A 20,989-nucleotide genomic window follows, 5' to 3' on the forward strand; every position below is an offset into this window, starting at 1 on the left:
AGTGAATGCAATGCACAGTAATAAAACATTAATTAATGAAGAAGTTCATTTTGATGAGTCACAAGAGCTTGTTTCAACAACCGATTTACGCGGTGTTATTACCTACGCTAATACAGAATTTTGTACAGTTGCTGGTTACTCAATACAAGAGCTTGTTGGCAAAAACCATAATATAGTTCGCCACCCAGATATGCCTAAAGCAGCGTTCAAAGAAATGTGGGAAACATTAAAACATGGTCACTCTTGGCGCGGCATGGTAAAAAATCGCTGTAAAGATGGCCGTTACTATTGGGTTGACGCTTTTGTTACGCCAATTTTTGAACATGGTCAGCTCGTTGGTTATCAATCAGTAAGAACAAAGCCAAGCCAAGCCCTTAAAGATAAGGCGCAAAGCTTATACGATACACTTAATGCTAAAAAATCGTTATTTAGTATTCGTGAGCAAACAGGAGTAAGGCAAAGTATCACCATCGCGTGTGTGTTACTTTGGTTAATAAGCTCTGCGGTATTTGGCCCAATAGCCATTACTTTGCTTAACGTTATTGTTTGTGTATTAGTAGTCGCCCTAAATTACGATGAGCTTGTTGCAACCCCAAAAATATTACGTGAGCATAAAGCGAAATCAGATTCTGTTTCTCGCTATATTTACAGCGGCACCACAGCCCACAGCGTGAGTGACTTCAAAGAACAACTGCTAAATGCCAAGTTGCGTACTGTACTTGGGCGAATGAAAGATTCAACTCTTAACTTTAATAGTATTGCGACTAATTTAGACAAACAATCAACACTTACAGAGCAAGGAATTGCCTCTCAGGGAGAGCGTTTAGAACAGATTGCATCTGCGATGACACAAATGGGATCGACCATTGGCGAAATTTCAGTAAACACAGCTGAAACCGCAGATAAAGTTAATGCAACACACAGCAGTTGCTCTGAAATTAAAATACACATTGCCGATAACAGTAATATGATCTCAGATCTGGCCGTTCAAGTTGAGCATGCAGCAACCACCGCAAGTAGCTTGGCCTCAGAAGCTGATAAGATTGGTCAGGTAATGAGTGAAATAGAAGGCATTGCAGATCAAACAAACCTACTTGCACTTAACGCAGCAATAGAAGCAGCTAGAGCGGGTGAGCATGGCAGAGGGTTTGCTGTCGTTGCCGATGAAGTAAGAACTTTATCGTCTCGTACACAAAGTGCTACAACACAAATTCACAGCTCAATAAAAGAAATACAAGATACTTTATTTAGCTGGTCAAAAGTGATGCAAGACACAAAAGAGCAAGCCGATAATTGCGTTAGTACCACAGAAAAAACGCAAGTGGAGCTAGAAGGTATCTTTTCTCAAATTAGTGAAATATCGCATTTAGCCATTCAAATATCGTCTGCAGCAGAAGAGCAACAAATGGTGAGTAACGATATCAGCAACAATGTGACTGATATTAAAGCCTTTGGCGATAACAATTTGAGTTTAAGCTTTGAAGTAGCTAAAGGTGCAGCAGAACTGGTTGAAGGCTCACGAAAAGTAAATGACTTGCTATTAACTTTTAAAGTATAAACATTATAGGTTAAAAAACCGCTTAGTTTCAGGAGATAGGCAACTAAGCGGTTTTTATAATTATTTACCGGCTAGTAAATACTAACCCATCACTGCCAGCATCAATAACAATGACACATCCCGGAATATAATCACCATTAAGTAACTTTTGCGCCAACGGATTTTCAATTGTTTGTTGAATGGCCCGCTTTAATGGACGTGCGCCGTATACAGGATCAAACCCACTTGCAGCAATAGTATCGAGCGCCGCATCGCTAATTTCTAGTAAGTACCCCATCTCAGTTAAACGTTCACGTAACTTCATTAACTGAATATCAGCAATCTCTTTAATGTGCTGATTCGCTAGCGGATGAAATACCACGGTTTCGTCAATGCGGTTTATAAACTCAGGTCTGAATTCACTGATCAATACATCCATTACTTTTGATTTTAGTGTTGCGTAATCATTATTACCCGCCTGCTCTTGAATAATATCTGAACCTAAATTTGAGGTCATGATGATTACGGTATTTTTAAAATCAACAGTACGCCCTTGTCCGTCGGTTAACCTACCATCATCAAGTACTTGTAATAAAATATTAAACACGTCAGGGTGTGCTTTTTCTATTTCATCAAGCAATATGACCGAATATGGCTTACGGCGAACAGCTTCTGTTAAGTAGCCCCCTTCTTCATACCCTACGTACCCAGGAGGCGCACCTACTAAACGGGCAACAGAATGTTTTTCCATAAACTCAGACATATCAATGCGCACCATGGCATCTTCTGTGTCAAACATAAACCCAGCAAGGGCTTTAGTAAGCTCTGTTTTACCTACGCCTGTTGGCCCTAAAAACAAAAATGAGCCAATCGGTCGGTTTGGATCAGCAAGCCCAGCTCGGGAGCGACGAATAGCGTTAGACACCGCAACAACTGCCTCGTCTTGCCCTATTACTTTACTGTGCAATCTATCTTCCATTTGCAGTAGTTTTTCACGTTCACCTTGCAACATGCGTGACACTGGAATACCTGTCCAACGAGAGAGTATCTCTGCAATTTCATCTTCGCCTACTTGGTTTTTAAGCAGCGTCATGTCTTGCATTTCGGCTTGTGACGCTAAGTCTAATTTGCGTTCAAGTTCGGGTATACGACCATATTGCAACTCAGACATGCGCTGTAAATCACTTGCTCTGCGAGCAACGTCTAAGTCGAGCCGAGCTTGCTCAAGCTCAGCTTTAATTACTTGCGTACCTTGCAGTGATGCTTTTTCTGCATTCCAAATTTCATCGAGTTCGCGGTATTGGCCGTCAAGATCGGTTATAAGCTCTTGCATTTCACTGCGGCGCTTTTGACTTGCCTCATCTTTTTCTTTAGCGAGAGCATTATCTTCAAGTTTTAACTGAATAATGCGGCGTTCAAGCTTGTCCAATGACTCAGGCTTCGAATCAATTTGCAAACGAATAGAAGAACCTGCTTCATCAATTAAATCTATTGCTTTATCGGGAAGCTGGCGGTCGCTAATATAACGATGCGATAACTGCGCGGCCGCAACAATTGCAGGGTCGGTGATTTCAACTGAGTGGTGCAGTTCATAACGTTCTTTTAAACCACGCAATATTGCAATAGTGTCTTCAACTGAAGGCTCTTCGATTAATACTTTTTGAAAACGGCGCTCAAGGGCTGCATCTTTTTCTATGTATTTACGGTATTCGTCTAGTGTGGTTGCCCCTACACAATGCAGCTCGCCACGTGCGAGCGCTGGCTTAAGCATATTGCCTGCATCCATTGCGCCATCGCTTTTACCTGCACCTACAATGGTATGAATTTCATCAATAAATAAGATGACTTGGCCTTCTTCTTTAGCCAACTCGTTTAAAACCGATTTTAAACGCTCTTCAAATTCACCTCTAAATTTAGCACCAGCAACCAAGGCTCCTAAATCAAGTGACAATACACGTTTATTTTTTAATCCCTCTGGTACTTCACCATTAATAATACGCTGCGCTAAGCCTTCTGCTATGGCGGTTTTACCCACCCCAGGCTCGCCAATAAGTACCGGGTTGTTTTTAGTTCTGCGCTGTAATACCTGGATAGTACGGCGTATTTCGTCGTCTCGACCTATAACGGGGTCAAGCTTGCCTTGCTCTGCACGCTCGGTTAAATCAATCGTATATTTTTCTAAAGCTTGGCGCGTTTCTTCCGCATTCGGATCATCAACTTTTTGACCCCCACGGATTGCTTTTATGGCGCTTTCTATTTTTGTTGCAGTGATATTAAGCGATCTCAAAATATCCCCAAGCGGGCCTTTGTCATCGCACGCAGCAAGAACAAATAACTCACTAGAAATAAATTTATCTTTGCGCTTTTGAGCGTACTTATCACATAAATTTATAAGCGTAGCCATATTATTAGATAACTGTACATCGCCCCCAACGCCTTCAACTTTGAATAGCTTTTCTATTTCTTGGGATAACTTTGTATTAAGCTCGTCTGCACTTACACCTGTTTGAGCAAACAAGGCACGAACGCTTGAACCACTCTGTTGGAGGAGTGCATACATTAGGTGAACGGGTTCAATAAATTGATGATCGCGGCCAAGGGCCAGCGATTGCGCATCAGAAAGCGCAGATTGAAATTTACTTGTAAATCTATCTAAACGCATGAGGGGTTACCTATTAAAAAATCTAATTGATTAATAAATGGGTATGTTGCACGATTTGTTCAAGGTACGAAAGAAAATATATTCGCTAAATGATTAATTACTTGCGCCAGATCAAACTAGCCATTCGCCCTGTTTGCCGATCTCTTCTATAAGAGAAAAATAAATGTGATTGAGAAACTGTACAGTACTCACCACCAGCAATAGTTATTACCCCTAACTGCGATAATAAAGTACGCGCTATACCGTATATATCAGCATAATACTTGTTATTGAGGTGCGGCTTGAATGCATCTGAGAATAAAGGCGATTGATTATTAAATGCTTCAAAAACCTCTACACCAACCTCAAACTGATCCGGCCCTATTGCCGGACCAAGCCAAGCATATATATTTTCTGGTTTAGCGTTAAAGCATTTAAGTGCATTTTGAATAATACCTTGCTTTAGCCCTCGCCAGCCGCCGTGAATAGCTGCTACCTCAGTCCCATCATTACTTGCAAGCAATATAGGTAGGCAATCGGCAGTCATTATAGCCAAAGGTTGATCAACTAGGCGTGTATAGAGTGCATCGGCATTATGTAATTTATTAAAATCAAACTGCTGATCAACTGTAATTACATCTGCGCTGTGAATTTGATTTAGCCAGATAGCTGGATTTGGAAGGAAGTTATTTAATACTGAGCGATTTTTTAAAACGTCAGCTTGGCTATCATTAACATGAAGCCCCAAATTTAAACCGTTATAGGGTGCCTTTGATACGCCGCCTTCACGTGTGGTACTGAGAGTACCCACATTGTGAAGGCTTTGCCATGTTGCTGATAGCAACTGCATTATCTATCTATATCTGGGTTAGCCTGAGTATCTTCACGAAGTGCTAACGTCATTTCTACCATATCATCTGGGATAGGTGCTTGCCACGTCATCATTTCGCCCGTAATTGGATGCGCAATACTTAGTTTTACCGCATGTAACGCTTGACGTTTAAAACTTCTAAGCAGTTCAAACAATTGCGGTGTTGCACCCTTTGGTGGACGCGGACGACCGTTGTATGACTGGTCACCAATTAATGGGTGGTTCAAATAAGCCATGTGTACACGAATTTGGTGAGTACGGCCTGTTTCTAAACGCAAGCGCAAACGCGTATGCGCACGAAATTTTTCAGCAACACGGTAATGAGTAATAGCAGGCTTACCCATTTCATGCACAGCCATATGAGTACGCTGTGTTGCATGACGACCAATTGGTTTTTCGACCATACCACCCGCTGTCATAGTGCCGTTACAAAGCGCTTCGTATTCACGAGTGAAGTTTTCACGCTTTTGTAGTGCCTTAACAAGGTGTGTTTGCGCCTGAATTGTTTTAGCAACAACCATTAAACCTGTTGTATCTTTATCTAAGCGGTGCACAATACCTGCTCGTGGCACATTAATAATGTCAGGGTAATGGTGTAATAATGCATTAAGCACTGTGCCATCTGGGTTACCAGCACCAGGATGAACCACTAATCCCATAGGTTTATTAATAACTAAAATATGGTCATCTTCATAAACAATGTTTAAGTCGATATTTTGTGCAAGGTATTCACGCGGTGCTTCAATGGTTGTTTCAACATTTAACACTTCACCGCCTAACAGTTTTGTACGCGGTGTGTTTAATATTTCGCCATCAACGGTGATTTTATCATCCAAAATCCAAGTTTTTATACGTGAACGTGAATAATCAGGGAACAATTGCGCTAATACTTGGTCTAGACGTTTACCACCTAAGTCGGTTGGAACCTCGGCTTGAAGAGAAATTTGCTCTGTCATTCGTAACTTTACCCAATTTACCAGTGCAAGCTTTGCTCGACTGGGTTAGAATCGCTTTTAATAAAAGCATAATATAATACGTATAGTTTACTCGGTTTTACCGACTTGGCCTAGCCGAAGACATCGAAGGTAACAAATAAAATGATAAATAAAATAGGGAAACGTGCATTTGCCATCGTTTTTTCAGTTTCGGTACTTAGTTTAGGTGCCTGTTCGTCAGCACCTGACCAAGAAGACATTCAACGTGTGCCAAATAGATCAGCACAAGCTTTATACGAAGATGCAAAAGAAACACTAGATTCAGGCTTATATGCCCGTGCAATTGAGCTTTTATCGGCGATTGATTCTCGCTACCCATTTGGGCCATTCTCAAAACAAGTACAAATGGATTTAGTGTATGCTCATTACCAGTCGGGTAACACTGAACAAGCATTAGCAACCATTGACCGTTTTATCCGTTTGAATCCAAATCATAAAGATCTAGATTACATGTATTACATGCGTGGTTTGGTAAATATTAAAGCAGACAAAAACGCGTTCCAAGAATACTTTGGTATTGATAGAGCAGACAGGGATGCTAACAGAACCCGCGTTGCTTTTACTGATTTATCAACGCTTGTAAAACGTTTTCCACAAAGCGGTTACGCACCAGAAGCAAAACGTCGCTTAGTATGGTTATTAAACCGTATGGCACGTTACGAGCTAAAAGTAGCTACATACTACTATGAGCGCGAAGCGTACTTAGCAGCTGCTAACCGTGGTAAATTTGTTGTTGAACACTACTCACAAAGTAGTTACTTAAACGCAGCCCTTGATATGATGCAAAAAAGCTATGAAAAATTAGGTTTAACCGAATTAAGTCAAAACGCTAAAAAAGCACAAGCGCTGAATAAAAGAACACAGTAAATACAAAAAAGGCGCTTTAAAGCGCCTTTTTACTGCCTAAGCTATTTAAGCTTAAATTAGATTGCGTCTTCATCTTCCTCAGCGGTACGAATACGAACTACACGCTCAACCTCAGTGACAAATATTTTACCGTCACCAATTTTTCCGGTTTGTGCAGTTTTAACAATAACTTCAATCGCGCGATCTACACTTTCGTCAGCAAGTACTATATCAAGTTTCACTTTTGGCAGAAAATCAACCATATATTCAGCACCACGATAAAGCTCAGTGTGCCCTTTTTGACGACCAAAGCCTTTTACTTCACTCACGGTCATGCCGTTAATGCCCACCTCTGACAGTGCCTCGCGTACATCATCAAGTTTAAACGGTTTTATAATTGCTTCTATTTTTTTCATATTAATTACTTTTTAAAGCCTTAGATGCCACGATTTTAGACAATCATAAGGTTCATAGCAAACAAAGCAATTGAATTACGGTGATAAATTAATCAGCCATGCTATGATTATGCTAATAAAAATAGCTATACTAAAACAATAAGTAACCTACGGGATCAATATGAAAAAAATACAATACGGATTCACTTTACTAGAGCTGATGGTGACTGTGGCTATTGTAGGCATTATTGCCACAATTGCACTTTGGAATAGCAGCGATATGCTAGAAGAAAATAGAGCTGAGAACTTTTTGTTGGAGTTAAAAAGAAATATTAGCTATGCACGCTCTCAAGCAGCAAGTACAGATGAAATAGTCATTGTGTGTCCTGTTCCCAGTGCAAAAAATCTTGGCACTTCCAATCTCACATGTAAAAGTGGGTGGGGTTCAACTAATACTGTGATCTTATTTATAGATGCTAATAATAATGGTAGCTATGATACTGAGAATGATAGCCTACTACGCGTAATGTCGGATGTGTCTTCTAATGACAAAATAAAATTCACGGGTGATAGCTATCTTCGTTTTGATACTAGCGGACGAATTACAACAAATCTTATCGACCCAGAAGTTGATGAGTTGACCGGTTTTATTTATTGTCCTAATAGTGATAACAAAAGCAATAAAGCACTTAGCGTATCTGTCTCTGGTACAGCTTTTTATCTTGGTGATACTGACGAAACGTGCGACTAAAAAACATACAAACTTATCTTGTCATATTTGTATCATTTACTAGACTGAGTTAATCATTTATTAACTCAGGTCTTCAAGGATGAGATTATCAATATCAAAAAACAAGGGAGTGACACTTCTCGAATTAATGGTATCAATTGCTGTTGTCAGTGTAATCAGTCAATTATCGATGTGGTTTTATCCAGACTTCTTGGCTAAAAACCGATTAGATAACCATGTGAATCTGCTACACCGAAATATAAATTACGGCCGCCTTTACGCAATTGAAAATGCTACTTACGTCACGCTTTGCGCACTAAAAAACAGCCAATGCACAAAAGACGAATGGGATGGTCAAATGTCACTGTTTATCGACAAAGATAAATCAACGACTCTAGATGATGATGAACTACTCTTAAGCACTTTCGAGGATGTTCATGATGCTGATACTTTAGAGTATCCGCGCAACGCCATTACATTTCGTCCAGATGGTTCTTTAAATGGTTTTCAAAATGGGACTTTTATATATTGCCCCAATAGCAATAAAGCCAATCTCGAAGGATTGGCTTTATCTGTAAGTCAAACGGGTAGAATAAGAATTAAATCAACCGATAAGTGTCAAAAAAATTAAACTCAACGGCCCCAGCAATAGTCAATATCTGAGTTACCTTTAGCGCCTTTAGCACCTTTAAGACCTGTATCAGTTATGAAAAGCTCAGTGCAATCATCATCTCCTTTTACTGGCCCTGCCACAGGTTTTGCAATGATTGTAAAAGCATTCTTATTCGTCACTTTAATCGTTAATTCAAAATGTTTATTCTCGGTTTTGTCTTGCAACCCTAAATCAGTAAATGTCTCTGTATATTCCCTATTATCCACAAAATACTGCTCCTCCTTGTTTGCAGCATCTAACAATGCTGCAACTGCCTCTGCACGTGAGGCACGTTTTACATATTCTGTATAATTAGGCAGTGCTATTGAGGCTAAAATCCCTACAATAGCTACAGCTATCATTAGCTCAATCAAGGTAAAACCACGTTGTTTTTTTATCATTTCGGCCGCCTTAATCTTATTCGTTCTGTATATTTTCATCATTTTCTTCGCGTTTATATATATACGTTTGCTGTGTTTTAAAACCAAACCCTAATGTTTCATCTTTTACAAGTTGTATTTTATCGTCTACAACTTTTAATCCTGGCCCTGTAATTTCAAGTGGTTCCAGCGGGTTTTTAGCATTATCACCTTTTATGCCCGGTCCAATTAAATAGAATTGGCTTTTAGGTACTTTTGAAGAATCATCATCGCACTTTCCATTACCATCGCTATCGGCGCAAGTAGAACCAAAATAAAGCTGTGGTGTATCAGGTACTTCAGTACTAGTTGCAAACTTTAAATCATCATAAACTTTAGTACCGTAATGTAAATGAAAAGCATAAAGTGAGCCGCCGCCGCCACTGAGCGAGCATTGGTTTTTAGTCGATGACTCTGAAGCAGGTGTGAAAGATGTAAAATATGCAACGCCACCAATTACTGTTGCAGCCGCTAATGATTTTTCCCCTGCAGCTAATCTATATCGCCACCCTTTAAACTCTGCCCCAAGCTTTGCTTCTAATTCAATAAAGCCAGTTACGTTATTTAACGCCTTACCAAATGGATCATCATTCATTACCATTAAATTATCTGGTTTTATTACGTCTGGTTTTTTATCTGAAAATAATTGTGTAACTGTATTTTCATCTCTTATCATAAACAACTGATCTGCTGTTTCAGCATCATTAGGGTTTGTTCTTTTCCCACTGCCGATAACAATTGCATCAAATGGGGTGTCTAGTCTAGTGGTAACACCTCCCTTTATTGTCACTTTACTAAATAGCGTTCGTGCAACCATTGGTTTGTAAAAAAAACGCCTATCAACACTCCCGCCTAGCTCAGCCAATTTATGGTGATTAAAAGCTCCTTTCTTATCGCCCGGCATATCTATACGCCAGATATCACCTCCTGTATCTGCAGCATATATTCTGTCGATATAACCATCATAATCAGAATCTAGTAGAGTTATATCTGCAGCAATACTATGTTTTCCTTTAAAATTATTATTATCTAGTAATGACCAAAGCTTAGTACCTGTATTTGCGTCAACAATATAAATATTATTACCTACAGAGTCAGCCTCTGAGCTAGTATCTTTATTTGTGTCATAACCACCACCAAAAACCAGTACTGGTTTATCACCAAAAGCTTTTATAAATGCCACTTGCGGCTTTGACCAAGTTTGACCCAGTTTTGTGAAGTCTCCTTCACCGCCTTGAATTGTCCATTTTAACTTAGGGTTATCTGGGTCAGTAATATTAAAGCCGTAATAGTTTCTTCCACCACGTCGCATGCCAGCAAAAGCCCATACATTATCTCCTTTTGTCGCATCTACAATACCATCGTTAACGTTATCACTATTGAGACTTTCATTTTTGGAATACACGCTAATAGGCCCATCCATGCCATATTGCTTACCAGATTCTGCTTTTCTTAATGATTTAATTATTTTAAAAAGTACAGACGGTATAAACGCCCAACTTTCTTTAACTTCATTATTTACATCGTCATCTTTAAACATATGTAAAAAGCCAGCATTAGTACCAATCAGTATACGTATATCATTATTACCATAATCTATTGCTACAGGCCTAGAGTGTAAGGGATCACCAAAGATATCATTACGCTGTTCGCTTTCAGGATTCTTATTATCAACATCAACCCCACGCGCCCAATTAATCGTATTTTCAAGCTCAGACTTATCAATTAAGAAAGCACTAGCTGCCTGGCTTTCACCCATAGCATCAATAATACTGTCGGCCTTAAAAAAGCCGATATCCGTTAGCACTTTACGATCTTTATCCTTTATAGTTGCCAGCATTGCATTAACGCCACCATTTTTTACCGAATTACCATCTGCAGAATTATTAACAGACCAAAAGGTTTTTGCATCCTTACTAATTAATCCATCTTCATTGAGTGCTAACTTTAACGATGAATCAATAATTTTTCCGTCTGATACTTTTAATTTTTTTAAATTACCTCGCCAACGTGTACTTTTATCTGGATAAAACATAGCAAAATAGATTGCATCTCGACTTCGAGTTTGATCTACGTTATTACTGGCCACTGATGGAGAAATGAAAGTACTATTTTCTTCTCTAATTTGTGAAATTGTATTTTTAAGTGCAGAAGAAAGGGCTGCTGCTGATTTAGCTTCAAAATAATCCCCACCACCAACCTTAGCTGCTTCTTCTAAAAGTTTGAGCGCATTTTCACCCATTCCATCACCAAAACCTATAGTAAAAAGCCTACCCGTATCAATCACCTCAGAGGTCTGAGGATATAAATCAACAGATATAGTCTCTGTACCATATAAAATTTTGGCTAACGCTACTAAATAACTTTTATAGCTCCCAAATGAACTCGAATTAGCTCCAAATATACCTTTATATTCTTTATTTATACTTCCATCAGCTTCATCATCATTTTGAGGTTCACCGTCTGTTATAAGAATAATATTAATAGAGTTATCACAGCGCAGTGGAGTTCCTTGATCTTGTTTAAAAGGTGATATGTACTTGCTATTTTCATCAATGCTTTTATCTCTGCCGTTAACCCTTCTCGCAAACTTAAGATTTTGTCCTGTGATGTATAAATATGCCTCCCACAAAGTTTCTGTTAATGGAGTTGAACCATACGCAGGTAGCTCATTGATTTTATTAATCAGTATATTTTCATTTGCACCTATTCTAGCAAGCACATAGCCGCCACCGGGTTCATTACCTGCGTTATAATTAAAACGCATTAAACCAAAGTCAATATCACTGTTGTCATTTATTAAACCTTTTACAGCTCTTTTTGCAACCTCAAGCCTTGTCCCACCTTCAACTTCATCAACACAACTTGGTTGATAATTGGGGTTGTAACTACCTCTAATGTTTATGTAACATTGTTGATTATATTCACTATAGCTGCTTTTACTTTCATAGCACTGCCCTAGTTCCACATATACATCACGCCATAAAAGCCCAAAGAAGTAACTTTCTCTTTCCTTTATATAACATCGCTCTCTTGTGCCTGCTGATGTAACTTCCTCGTCCATACTTCCTGACGTATCAAAAATAAAAAGAACTCTTGGTTTTTCATCGAATTTTACATCTTTATTTACGTAAATCTCAATATCCTCAGCGTATGCATGCATATTAATTACTGATGTAAATAATAAAACTAGTGCTATATAAAGTTTAAATTTCATCTTAAATCCCCTTACCCGTACTGGCCATCTCTTGAGCTATACCAGTAACTATGGTTAGTTGATGCTTGCTTTTAGAGCCATATTCTATCGTAGTAGATACTTGAACCATATTGCATGAAACACCCGCTGTAAAACTATAACTACGAGGACAATTAAGCTCTAGCGAACCACGATTTAAATTCGTCATTATGCTTTTCATTTCGTGCCCAGGCTCTGTAATGTCCTTCTCTGGTATAATTATTTTATTACCATCACCATCAAGCTTACCCGAATCTGTAGCGATCTCATCTGGAGTAAGAAAAAAGTCACTATCAGCACCCTTTTTAGCTTCTGACGCAATCACTCTTAGCACTTCACCAATTAGTTGATTTTCTGCAACTTCTCGCTCTTGGGCTGCGTTGGTAATTTTAATATCAATCGTACTGCTACTCATAAGAGTGACAGCAATACCAGTTACGGCTATTACCATTATTAATGCTGTGATAAGCACGACACCTTGCTGCTTAGTTGGTAAAGACTTTAGATTTTCCATAAATTACCTCCAACATTACTTAAACGAATAGTTGTAGTAAAAACTGTTCTTCTATAGTTATCATTAAAATTTAATTCTCGCTTTCCAGCTCCCTCACCTAAAGTATATTTTTGGTTTTTGAGTTTTATTCCTGGGTCTGGTTGAAGTGCACGGATTAATAAAAAAACTTGCACCGTTAATATACCTCTGCGGTTTTCCCATTCAGCAGCAGTAATTGTGCTGGGGCTTTTGTAAGTATCAACTCGACTATCACTGTTCGTGTCTAATCCAAACAAAAAACGCATATTTTCGACTCCTTCCATTATCGTTTCAGAGGTCATTTTTCCATTAACTAATCGTTTTCGTCTTAATGCGGGAACTTTTATTTTTTGATTATTTACTAAATACTCTTCTTCTTTAATGTAATAAACATGATGACTGTATGGCCAAATAGTTGCATTGATATTTGTTGGGGTATGTTTACCGGTTACAAAACTTGCTTGTTCTTGTTCTGCGATAAAATAATTTATTTTATCGCTTGTTGTATTAGTGCCTGCAACAGCATCATATTGAGGATCACCTTGTAAAAACTTGAGCTGAAGAATATCGGTCTCTTTATCATTAGCAGGAATAATGCCATCGTTAATGCAATTTAGGTTATCTTTACTGGTAGTCGTTTTTGCGTAAATAGTACGAAAATTACTACTACTGGTTAAATCTGGGAAGCTGCCGTTATTAGCTCCCTCTGAGCAATCACCTGCGACCCCTGTCGCGGTAACAGTTGTGTTTGCTGTAGTAAATGAATCATCATAATAAGTTCCCCAAAAGCCTACTTGCTCTATATCGCGTTGCATAATATTAATGGCTAAGCGGCCAGACTCTTGGAGTTCACCGATGCTCATCGTGTCTTTTGTGCTTATTTTCATGCTAATAAAAGTAAACATGACACCACCTAAAATCAAACCACCAATAAATAGTGAAATCATAACTTCTACAAGAGTAAACCCTTTTTGCTTCATGTTAGCTCCTCACATATATATAACTTGTTAGAACCACTAAACGGCGTTTATTGCTAGGATCATCACCACAGGTAACTTTTCCTGTAACTGCATTCGCATTAAACTCTTGGCGGCCTTGCCATGATATAATTACTTCAATGTTGAATCCTTTGCCTCCAGTATCTGCCACTGAAGTTGGATTTATACATATTGTCGCATCATCTAAAGTCCCTGTATTTTCACTGGCTCGTATGGCACGCTTCCATTGCGTTATATCTAATTTGGCAATATCAGAAGAGCTACATATTGCACCAAAGCAACTCGAGTAAGTATTACTATTCGCTGAGCTTTTTATAACGCCTTTGTAATCTTTTATTATATCAATGGTATCATTTGCTCGAATGCGCTGAATAATGTCGTTACCTAAAGCCACAGCGGCGGCGCGCTGCATAGAGTCAAAACTGGCTTGTTTTGCTTTTGCTTGCAGTGCAACGGCGCCTAACAAACCAAAGCTTAATATAATAAACGCAATCAGGACTTCAATAAGGGTAAAACCTTTTTGCAATTTAAACGTGCTCAAAGACATAGTAAAACCAAATAATAATTATCTGATACTAAGTGTATGCAATAAAAAAATAGATTCAACTAAGACCACGACCAACGGTTAATTATCTTGATAAGCGGTTAATAGGTTGGTGTGCTAAAGTACGCTTTTTACGCTTTTGAGCGCTCGGCGACTAACGGCTAAAAAAGGTGTACACCCTTTGAGTTCAATAACATGTTGATGGTTTTTAAGTGTATGGAGTGCCAAAATTTTATTTTTATTCACTAAGGTATTTCGATGAATTCGCAATAAGTGACGAGGATATTGCATTTCAAGTTGCTTTAAACTGTCTTCAATTAGAGCCTCCCCACCATCGAACACGACTTTTGTGTACTTTTCCTGTGCATAAAAATAGAAAATACTTTCTATTTTTATGCTTCTTACGGTGCCTGCCAATTGATAGGTTACTTTTTCTGTTTGTTGCTGTTGCAGGTGTACTCTGTTTAAACGTACTAGCTGTTGTAATGCATGTTGCAAACTTTTTTCTGATATAGGTTTTACCAAATATCCGGCTGCATTTAACTGCATCGCATCAAGCGCATGCTCAGGATGAGCGGTTATAAAAATAATCGCCGGAGGTACCGCTAGATCATTGAGTTGATTGGCCACTTCGATGCCATTTAAGCCTGGCATATCAATATCTAAAAACACTAAATCAGGCTGCTGCTTTTTCATTTGTGTTAAAGCGTCATTACCATCACTAGCCTCTCCTTGCACATGAATGGATGTATGGTTCTCAGCGAGTAAACGCTTCAATCGTGCCCTTGCTAAGGGTTCATCATCTACAATCAATACATTCATAACGTATTCTCTGCTTGTTTTGGGATGACTACTTTGACTCTAAATTGATTATCTTTGTTGGTTATTGTCAGTTGCGCCCGACCTTTATAATAAATACTTAAACGAGAACGAATATTATCAAGAGCCATACCGTTATGCTCTCTAGTATTTTCAGTTTCAGTAGGTACAGGATTAGTTACAATTAAGGTTAAATAATGTGTTGTCACATGCAGTTCAATACTTATAGTAGCACCACTTTGGCTTGGCTCAATGCCATGACATACTGCGTTCTCTACCAAAGGTTGTAATGTTAGATATGGAATATATAGCGCAGGGAGATGTTCTGGTAATAACCACTCAACCTTTAAGCGCTCTGCAAAGCGCCATGATTCAAGCGCAATATACTGTTTAGTTAATGTTATTTCATCACTGAGTAATACACTTTGACCTGAACGCATTGCAGCTTGAGACAGCGCTGCTAGTGCTAAAATTGCATGCTCTGCAGCCTCAACGTCATGATGCGTTAATTCTGCCGCCGTATTCAAGCTATTATATAAAAAGTGGGGTCGGATCCGTGCCTGCAAAGCATCAAGTTCTGCACGAGAAAGTGCTTTGGTTTGCTGCTCTTTTTCAAAATGAATAAGCAAAAATTGTACAAACAGTAAGGTAAGCAAAAATACAATAATGCAATTACGCAGCACAAAAAACGTCAGTTGTTTTTCGTTTTCAATATCAAAAGCAATATGAGAAAACACCAGACTAAATACAGCAGTACTGAGACTATATGAAGCAATAAAAAAACTGATCTGAATAAACTGAGTCTGTTTTGCGAGTAATCGACGACAAAGATATAAAAAAGAGGTACTGACCAGCACAGTTACATGGAGAAACAAACTGATCGCCCCCAAATGCAGCCATATGTCATCGCCAGCATTAGGAGCAAAAGCTAATATAATAGCCACAACCTGTGTTACTACGAGGGATGCAAGCACACCACGCTCATTAAAAAGGGCCGAAAAAAGTAACGCATCTGGTGACAGTTGCTTACCCATTCGACCCTCCTTTTATGATTTATCTCTAAATTAACGCAGCTCTACTGGTACAGCAAAAACAATGTTTTCTTCTTCACCAGGGTTTTCTGTTACTTGGTTACCACCGAGCTCTTTTAAGCGGGTAATCACCTGCTGCACTAGCACTTCAGGTGCTGATGCGCCTGCGGTAACCCCCACACTATTGATACCATCAAACCATGACGCTTCAACATTGCTGGCATCGTCAATTAAGTACGCACGCGTGCCCATTTTATCTGCAAGTTCGCGCAAACGATTTGAGTTTGAGCTATTTTTCGCACCAACAACTAATAATACATCAACCTTATCAGCTAGGTCGCGAACAGCATCTTGGCGATTTTGAGTCGCGTAACAAATATCATCTTTACGCGGGCCGTCAATTGCAGGAAATTTTTCTCGTAATGCATCAATTACATCAGCAGTGTCATCAACAGAGAGTGTTGTTTGACTACAATAAAACAAGTTTTCTGCATCTTTAACATTAAGCGCAATAACATCGTCTACGGTTTCTACTAAATAAATACCGCCAGCATCATTGTCGTATTGCCCCATGGTGCCTTCAACCTCTGGGTGACCATGATGGCCAATTAAAATGCATTCAATGCCTTTTCTGCTGGCACGGGTAACTTCCATATGCACTTTAGTCACTAACGGGCAGGTTGCATCAAATACTTTAAGCTCACGGCGTTTTGCTTCACTGCGTACAGCCTGTGATACACCATGAGCACTAAATATAACAATACTGTCATCCGGTACCTGATCAAGCTCTTCAACAAACACGGCGCCGCGATTTTTTAAGCCATCAACCACATAACGATTGTGTACCACTTCATGGCGCACATAGATTGGTTTTTCAAAAATATCTAAAGCGCGCTCTACTATGCTAATTGCTCTATCAACGCCTGCGCAGAAGCCACGTGGATTAGCTAATAAAATATCCATTAGCCTTTTACCTCAATAATATCAACTTCAAATGTTAAACGCTGGCCAGATAGCGGATGGTTAAAATCAATAGTAACCGACTCACCCTGCACTTCCCGCACTAAGCCCGGAAGCTCTGTACCATCAGGTTGAGTAAACGCAATAATAGCACCTACTTTCGCAGGTGTTTCTGCGCCAAATTTACTACGATCAACATAATAAATGTTATCTGGATTTGGCTGACCAAATGCATCTTCAGGTTCTAATTCAAAGGTTTTACTTTCACCTGCGCTTAGACCTAATAGGCACTTCTCAAAATTTGCCGTTAAGCTGCCATCGCCCATTGTTAACTTTGCAGGTTTGTTGTGCACTTTAGTTGAATCAGCGGCAGAGCCATCTTCAAGTTTTATAGAAAAATGAAAAATAACTTGCGAGTTTTCACCAATTACAGCTTGGCTCATGCTTTATGCTCCTTCGGACTCTCACCTGTAAAGGCGTCAAATAATAACAATGCCGCGCCTACACAAATAGCACAGTCAGCAAAGTTAAATACTGGAAAATGTGAGTCTTCATAAAATACGTGAATAAAGTCAATTACATAACCGTAAGCAATACGGTCGTATAAATTACCAATAGCGCCAGCAAGCACTAACGAGTAAGCACCACATAACACTTTATTAGTTGCGGGTAATCTTTTTAGCCACCACACCAATAAGGCACTTATAGCAATTGCAATTGCGCTTAAAAACCAACGTTGCCAACCACCAGCATCACTTAAAAAACTATAAGCAGCACCATAGTTATGCACATAGGTAATACTAAAAACAGGTAGTAAATTAATAGACTCGCTATAAGCCATAGTATTTACAACAAGTGTTTTACTGGCAAAGTCTATTGCTAAAAGCAATAGACTCAACCATAACCACACTAAACCACTTTTTTGGGCTAGTTTGCTCACTAAAACATCCCCTAAGCGAATTGACGCTTTTCGCCTTCGCCATCAACATTACTAACACAACGACCGCAAATTTCTGGGTGAGCAGGCTCAATGCCTACATCGTCGCTGTAATGCCAACAACGTTCACATTTGGCGGCATCTGTTGCTGCAACACTAATGTACAAACCTTCAATTTCTGTTTCTTGCGTATCTGCAGGCTGGCTATCAACATCCGCTACATTAACAGCTGACGTTAGCAGTACAAAACGCAACTCATCACCCAATGCTGTTAATTTGTTTGCCAGCTCTTCGCCCGCAAATAAATTAACTGTAGCTTGAAGAGCCGCACCAATAACTTCTTCTTTACGTGCCGCTTCTAATAAACGGTTCACTTCGTCACGTACGTTTAAAATTGCTTGCCAGTCATCATTACTAAACTGAGTATTTGTTGGTGCTTGTAAACCTTCATACCATACTGATGTAAATACGTAATCGCTACGTTCTCCAGGTAAAGCTTCCCAAATTTCTTGTGCTGTAAAGCTCATAATTGGTGCCATCCAACGCGTCATTGCTTCAGCAATGTGGTAAAGCGCAGTTTGACAAGAACGTCGTGCATGGCTGTCGCTCTTAGCTGTGTACTGACGGTCTTTAATTACATCTAAGTAGAACGAACCAAGCTCACCCGTACAGAAGTTCATTAGCTTTTGCGTAACTAATAGCATTTGGTAGCTATCGTAAGCGGCTAAAATTTCGTCCTGAAGCTGTGCAGCACGGCCAACAATCCACTTATCAAGCTCAACCATATCGTCAACAGCAACCTGATCTGTTTTAGGATCAAAACCATTTAAGTTAGCTAATAAGTAACGACTTGTGTTACGAATACGGCGGTAGCGATCTGCAGAGCGTTTAAATATTTCATCCGATACAGTCATTTCAGCCGTGTAGTCGGTAGACGCGACCCATAAACGTAAAATGTCAGCACCCAACTTATTCATAACGTTTTGCGGAGAAATAACGTTACCCAATGACTTAGACATTTTTCTGCCGTTTTCATCAACGGTAAAGCCATGCGTAAGCACTTGTTTATAAGGGGCATGACCATTAATCGCAACCGATGTCATCATCGACGACATAAACCAACCACGGTGTTGATCCGACCCTTCCAGATATAAATCTGCTGGACCTACTAATTCTTCACGAGCATCAACAACACACGCATGCGACACGCCTGAGTCAAACCATACATCGAGTGTATCTTGCACTTTCATGTATTGTTTAGCGTCTTCTTCGCCAAGCAGGGTTTCAGGATCTAAGTCGTACCATGCTTGAATACCTGATTTTTCTACTAATGCGGCAGCTTGCTCAATAAGCGCTTGGGTATTTGGGTGTAATGCACCGGTGTCTTTGTCAACAAATAAAGCAATGGGTACACCCCAAGTACGTTGGCGAGAAATACACCAATCTGGGCGACCTTCGACCATGTTTGCAATACGGCTTTCACCCCACTCTGGTAACCACTGCGTATTTTTAATTTCAGCAAGTGAATCTTTACGTAAATTAGCCTGATCCATGCTAACAAACCATTGTGGCGTAGCACGGAAAATAATAGGGGTTTTATGACGCCAGCAATGTGGGTAACTATGAGTAAGCGCATGGTGATGCACTAAAGCCCCACGCTCTTTTAATACTTCAATTACGCTCGCGTTTGCTTTAAATACGTGCTGGCCTGCAAATAATTCTGTATCAGGCAAGTACACACCGTTAGCGCCAACTGGGTTAGCAACTTCTAGGTTATAGTTTAAGCCTGCCACGAAATCTTCTTGACCATGACCCGGTGCTGTATGCACCACGCCAGTACCTGAGTCCGTAGTTACGTGTTCTGCAACAATCACCGGTACATTAAAGTCATAAAAAGGATGCGCTACTTGCAAGTTTTCAAGTGCAGCACCTTTTACGTAACCTAAAACATGGTAATGATTAAAACCAAAACGATCCATAGCATCTTTTACAAGCTCTGAACCTAAAATTAAACGCTGCTCAGCGCCTTCATCTTCAACTTGTACTAATGCATATTCTAACTCAGCATGCACGGCTACTGCGCGGTTTGCTGGAAGCGTCCATGGTGTTGTAGTCCATATTACAGTACCTACACTACCTTTACCTTTATGCCCTTGTGCCATATCAAATGCATTAACTACGGCGTCCTGGTCAGCAAAAATAAAACGCACATCAATGGCTGGCGACTGTTTATCTTGATACTCAACTTCAGCCTCAGCTAATGCAGAGCCACAATCAGTACACCAGTGCACAGGCTTTGCACCTTTGTGTAGGTGACCATTTTTAATAATACGACCAAGTACACGAATTGCATTCGCTTCAAAATCAAAATTCATTGTTAGGTATGGCTTGTCCCAATCGGCAAACACACCTAAACGTTTAAAGTCTACTTTTTGACCTTCAACTTGCTTTTTAGCATAAGCGCGGCATTTTTCGCGAAACTCGCTCGCAGTTACTTTAACGCCAGGCTTACCTACTTTTTTCTCAACCATTAGCTCGATTGGTAAACCGTGACAGTCCCAACCTGGAATATATGGTGAGTCGAAATCTGATAACGTTTTAGACTTTACAATAATGTCTTTTAAAATTTTATTTACTGAGTGACCTAAGTGAATGTCGCCATTCGCATATGGAGGACCGTCATGCAAAATAAAGGTTTTTTTGCCCTTTTTAGCGCTGCGGATTTGACCGTATAGGTCGTCTTCATACCATGCTTTTAGCATTTTTGGTTCACGTTGTGCCAAATTGCCACGCATTGGAAACGGTGTTTCCGGTAAGTTCAAAGTATGTTTATAGTCGCTCATTTAT

General features: G+C 39.6%; 19 protein-coding genes. 4 read left to right on the forward strand and 15 right to left on the reverse strand.

Annotated features, from left to right (window positions below):
- Positions 1-10: 10 nt before the first annotated feature.
- On the forward strand, positions 11-1,558 hold the full coding sequence (locus tag CWB65_RS07950; protein WP_138740395.1) for a methyl-accepting chemotaxis protein: 1,548 nt from the start codon (positions 11-13) through the stop codon (positions 1,556-1,558).
- A gap of 64 nt (positions 1,559-1,622) precedes the next feature.
- Here CWB65_RS07950 and clpB read toward each other — a convergent pair whose 3' ends face one another.
- The 3 genes from clpB to rluD form a co-directional block, all read right to left on the reverse strand.
- The gene (gene clpB / locus CWB65_RS07955) at positions 1,623-4,199 is read right to left on the reverse strand and encodes an ATP-dependent chaperone ClpB (RefSeq protein WP_006792794.1); all 2,577 of its coding nucleotides are present in this window, start codon (positions 4,197-4,199) and stop codon (positions 1,623-1,625) included.
- A gap of 97 nt (positions 4,200-4,296) precedes the next feature.
- Entirely contained in the window at positions 4,297-5,028 is a 732-nt protein-coding gene (gene pgeF / locus CWB65_RS07960) for a peptidoglycan editing factor PgeF (protein ID WP_138740354.1), read from the reverse strand.
- The gene (rluD, locus tag CWB65_RS07965) at positions 5,028-6,005 is read right to left on the reverse strand and encodes a 23S rRNA pseudouridine(1911/1915/1917) synthase RluD (protein ID WP_006792792.1); all 978 of its coding nucleotides are present in this window, start codon (positions 6,003-6,005) and stop codon (positions 5,028-5,030) included. Before rluD ends, pgeF begins: the two co-directional genes overlap by 1 nt.
- 141 nt (positions 6,006-6,146) lie before the next feature.
- Here rluD and CWB65_RS07970 point away from each other — a divergent pair, with 141 nt between their 5' ends.
- Positions 6,147-6,911 carry an outer membrane protein assembly factor BamD gene (locus CWB65_RS07970; protein WP_006792791.1) on the forward strand — a complete coding sequence of 255 codons (765 nt, stop codon included), beginning with the start codon at positions 6,147-6,149 and terminating at the stop codon, positions 6,909-6,911.
- Positions 6,912-6,967: 56 nt separating this feature from the next.
- Here CWB65_RS07970 and glnB read toward each other — a convergent pair whose 3' ends face one another.
- Positions 6,968-7,306 carry a nitrogen regulatory protein P-II gene (gene glnB / locus CWB65_RS07975; protein WP_006792790.1) on the reverse strand — a complete coding sequence of 113 codons (339 nt, stop codon included), beginning with the start codon at positions 7,304-7,306 and terminating at the stop codon, positions 6,968-6,970.
- Between the two features lie 160 nt (positions 7,307-7,466).
- Between glnB and CWB65_RS07980 the strand changes: the two genes are divergently transcribed.
- Entirely contained in the window at positions 7,467-8,036 is a 570-nt protein-coding gene (locus CWB65_RS07980) for a GspH/FimT family pseudopilin (protein ID WP_069440275.1), read from the forward strand.
- Positions 8,037-8,115: 79 nt separating this feature from the next.
- The gene (locus CWB65_RS07985) at positions 8,116-8,646 is read left to right on the forward strand and encodes a GspH/FimT family pseudopilin (protein ID WP_138740355.1); all 531 of its coding nucleotides are present in this window, start codon (positions 8,116-8,118) and stop codon (positions 8,644-8,646) included.
- 2 nt (positions 8,647-8,648) lie between these two features.
- Here the strand turns inward: CWB65_RS07985 and CWB65_RS07990 are convergent, their stop codons facing one another.
- From CWB65_RS07990 to ileS, 11 genes are all read right to left on the reverse strand, one after another.
- Complete coding sequence (locus tag CWB65_RS07990) at positions 8,649-9,068, reverse strand: type IV pilin protein (protein ID WP_138740356.1); 420 nt, start codon at positions 9,066-9,068, stop codon at positions 8,649-8,651.
- Positions 9,069-9,084: 16 nt separating this feature from the next.
- Complete coding sequence (locus CWB65_RS07995) at positions 9,085-12,303, reverse strand: PilC/PilY family type IV pilus protein (protein ID WP_138740357.1); 3,219 nt, start codon at positions 12,301-12,303, stop codon at positions 9,085-9,087.
- Position 12,304: 1 nt separating this feature from the next.
- Positions 12,305-12,835, reverse strand: a complete 531-nt coding sequence (locus tag CWB65_RS08000; protein ID WP_138740358.1) for a pilus assembly PilX family protein — start codon at positions 12,833-12,835, stop codon at positions 12,305-12,307.
- Positions 12,823-13,833, reverse strand: coding sequence for a PilW family protein (locus CWB65_RS08005; RefSeq protein ID WP_069440279.1), 1,011 nt, complete (start codon positions 13,831-13,833; stop codon positions 12,823-12,825). Before CWB65_RS08005 ends, CWB65_RS08000 begins: the two co-directional genes overlap by 13 nt.
- A 1-nt stretch (position 13,834) precedes the next feature.
- Positions 13,835-14,398, reverse strand: a complete 564-nt coding sequence (gene pilV / locus CWB65_RS08010) for a type IV pilus modification protein PilV (RefSeq protein ID WP_069440280.1) — start codon at positions 14,396-14,398, stop codon at positions 13,835-13,837.
- Positions 14,399-14,512: 114 nt separating this feature from the next.
- Entirely contained in the window at positions 14,513-15,217 is a 705-nt protein-coding gene (locus CWB65_RS08015; protein ID WP_138740359.1) for a LytR/AlgR family response regulator transcription factor, read from the reverse strand.
- Positions 15,214-16,248: a sensor histidine kinase gene (locus CWB65_RS08020; protein WP_013464474.1), complete on the reverse strand. Its 1,035-nt coding sequence runs from the start codon at positions 16,246-16,248 to the stop codon at positions 15,214-15,216. Before CWB65_RS08020 ends, CWB65_RS08015 begins: the two co-directional genes overlap by 4 nt.
- 30 nt (positions 16,249-16,278) lie before the next feature.
- Positions 16,279-17,208 carry a 4-hydroxy-3-methylbut-2-enyl diphosphate reductase gene (ispH, locus tag CWB65_RS08025; RefSeq protein ID WP_138740360.1) on the reverse strand — a complete coding sequence of 310 codons (930 nt, stop codon included), beginning with the start codon at positions 17,206-17,208 and terminating at the stop codon, positions 16,279-16,281.
- Positions 17,208-17,648, reverse strand: coding sequence for an FKBP-type peptidyl-prolyl cis-trans isomerase (gene fkpB, locus CWB65_RS08030; RefSeq protein WP_008132561.1), 441 nt, complete (start codon positions 17,646-17,648; stop codon positions 17,208-17,210). Before fkpB ends, ispH begins: the two co-directional genes overlap by 1 nt.
- Positions 17,645-18,145 (reverse strand): signal peptidase II, encoded by a 501-nt coding sequence (gene lspA, locus CWB65_RS08035; RefSeq protein ID WP_010555931.1) that lies wholly within the window; start codon positions 18,143-18,145, stop codon positions 17,645-17,647. The genes fkpB and lspA overlap by 4 nt, the downstream gene beginning before the upstream one ends.
- Before the next feature lie 11 nt (positions 18,146-18,156).
- Positions 18,157-20,985 (reverse strand): isoleucine--tRNA ligase, encoded by a 2,829-nt coding sequence (ileS, locus tag CWB65_RS08040; protein WP_138740361.1) that lies wholly within the window; start codon positions 20,983-20,985, stop codon positions 18,157-18,159.
- Between the last annotated feature and the right edge of the window lie 4 nt (positions 20,986-20,989).

This window comes from Pseudoalteromonas sp. S554 (assembly GCF_005930865.1).
Classification (GTDB): Bacteria; Pseudomonadota; Gammaproteobacteria; order Enterobacterales; family Alteromonadaceae; genus Pseudoalteromonas; species Pseudoalteromonas marina.

Bases quoted from the DNA above. Each gene is read 5' to 3' on its own strand.
- CWB65_RS08000 (WP_138740358.1), bottom strand. From the start codon at position 12,835: ATGGAAAATCTAAAGTCTTTACCAACTAAGCAGCAAGGTGTCGTGCTT.
- CWB65_RS08020 (WP_013464474.1), bottom strand. From the start codon at position 16,248: ATGGGTAAGCAACTGTCACCAGATGCGTTACTTTTTTCGGCCCTTTTT.
- CWB65_RS08015 (WP_138740359.1), bottom strand. From the start codon at position 15,217: ATGAATGTATTGATTGTAGATGATGAACCCTTAGCAAGGGCACGATTG.
- glnB (WP_006792790.1), bottom strand. From the start codon at position 7,306: ATGAAAAAAATAGAAGCAATTATAAAACCGTTTAAACTTGATGATGTA.
- pilV (WP_069440280.1), bottom strand. From the start codon at position 14,398: ATGTCTTTGAGCACGTTTAAATTGCAAAAAGGTTTTACCCTTATTGAA.
- ileS (WP_138740361.1), bottom strand. From the start codon at position 20,985: ATGAGCGACTATAAACATACTTTGAACTTACCGGAAACACCGTTTCCA.
- CWB65_RS07990 (WP_138740356.1), bottom strand. From the start codon at position 9,068: ATGATAAAAAAACAACGTGGTTTTACCTTGATTGAGCTAATGATAGCT.
- rluD (WP_006792792.1), bottom strand. From the start codon at position 6,005: ATGACAGAGCAAATTTCTCTTCAAGCCGAGGTTCCAACCGACTTAGGT.
- CWB65_RS08005 (WP_069440279.1), bottom strand. From the start codon at position 13,833: ATGAAGCAAAAAGGGTTTACTCTTGTAGAAGTTATGATTTCACTATTT.
- ispH (WP_138740360.1), bottom strand. From the start codon at position 17,208: ATGGATATTTTATTAGCTAATCCACGTGGCTTCTGCGCAGGCGTTGAT.
- pgeF (WP_138740354.1), bottom strand. From the start codon at position 5,028: ATGCAGTTGCTATCAGCAACATGGCAAAGCCTTCACAATGTGGGTACT.
- CWB65_RS07950 (WP_138740395.1), top strand. From the start codon at position 11: ATGCACAGTAATAAAACATTAATTAATGAAGAAGTTCATTTTGATGAG.
- CWB65_RS07970 (WP_006792791.1), top strand. From the start codon at position 6,147: ATGATAAATAAAATAGGGAAACGTGCATTTGCCATCGTTTTTTCAGTT.
- CWB65_RS07985 (WP_138740355.1), top strand. From the start codon at position 8,116: ATGAGATTATCAATATCAAAAAACAAGGGAGTGACACTTCTCGAATTA.
- CWB65_RS07980 (WP_069440275.1), top strand. From the start codon at position 7,467: ATGAAAAAAATACAATACGGATTCACTTTACTAGAGCTGATGGTGACT.
- CWB65_RS07995 (WP_138740357.1), bottom strand. From the start codon at position 12,303: ATGAAATTTAAACTTTATATAGCACTAGTTTTATTATTTACATCAGTA.
- fkpB (WP_008132561.1), bottom strand. From the start codon at position 17,648: ATGAGCCAAGCTGTAATTGGTGAAAACTCGCAAGTTATTTTTCATTTT.
- clpB (WP_006792794.1), bottom strand. From the start codon at position 4,199: ATGCGTTTAGATAGATTTACAAGTAAATTTCAATCTGCGCTTTCTGAT.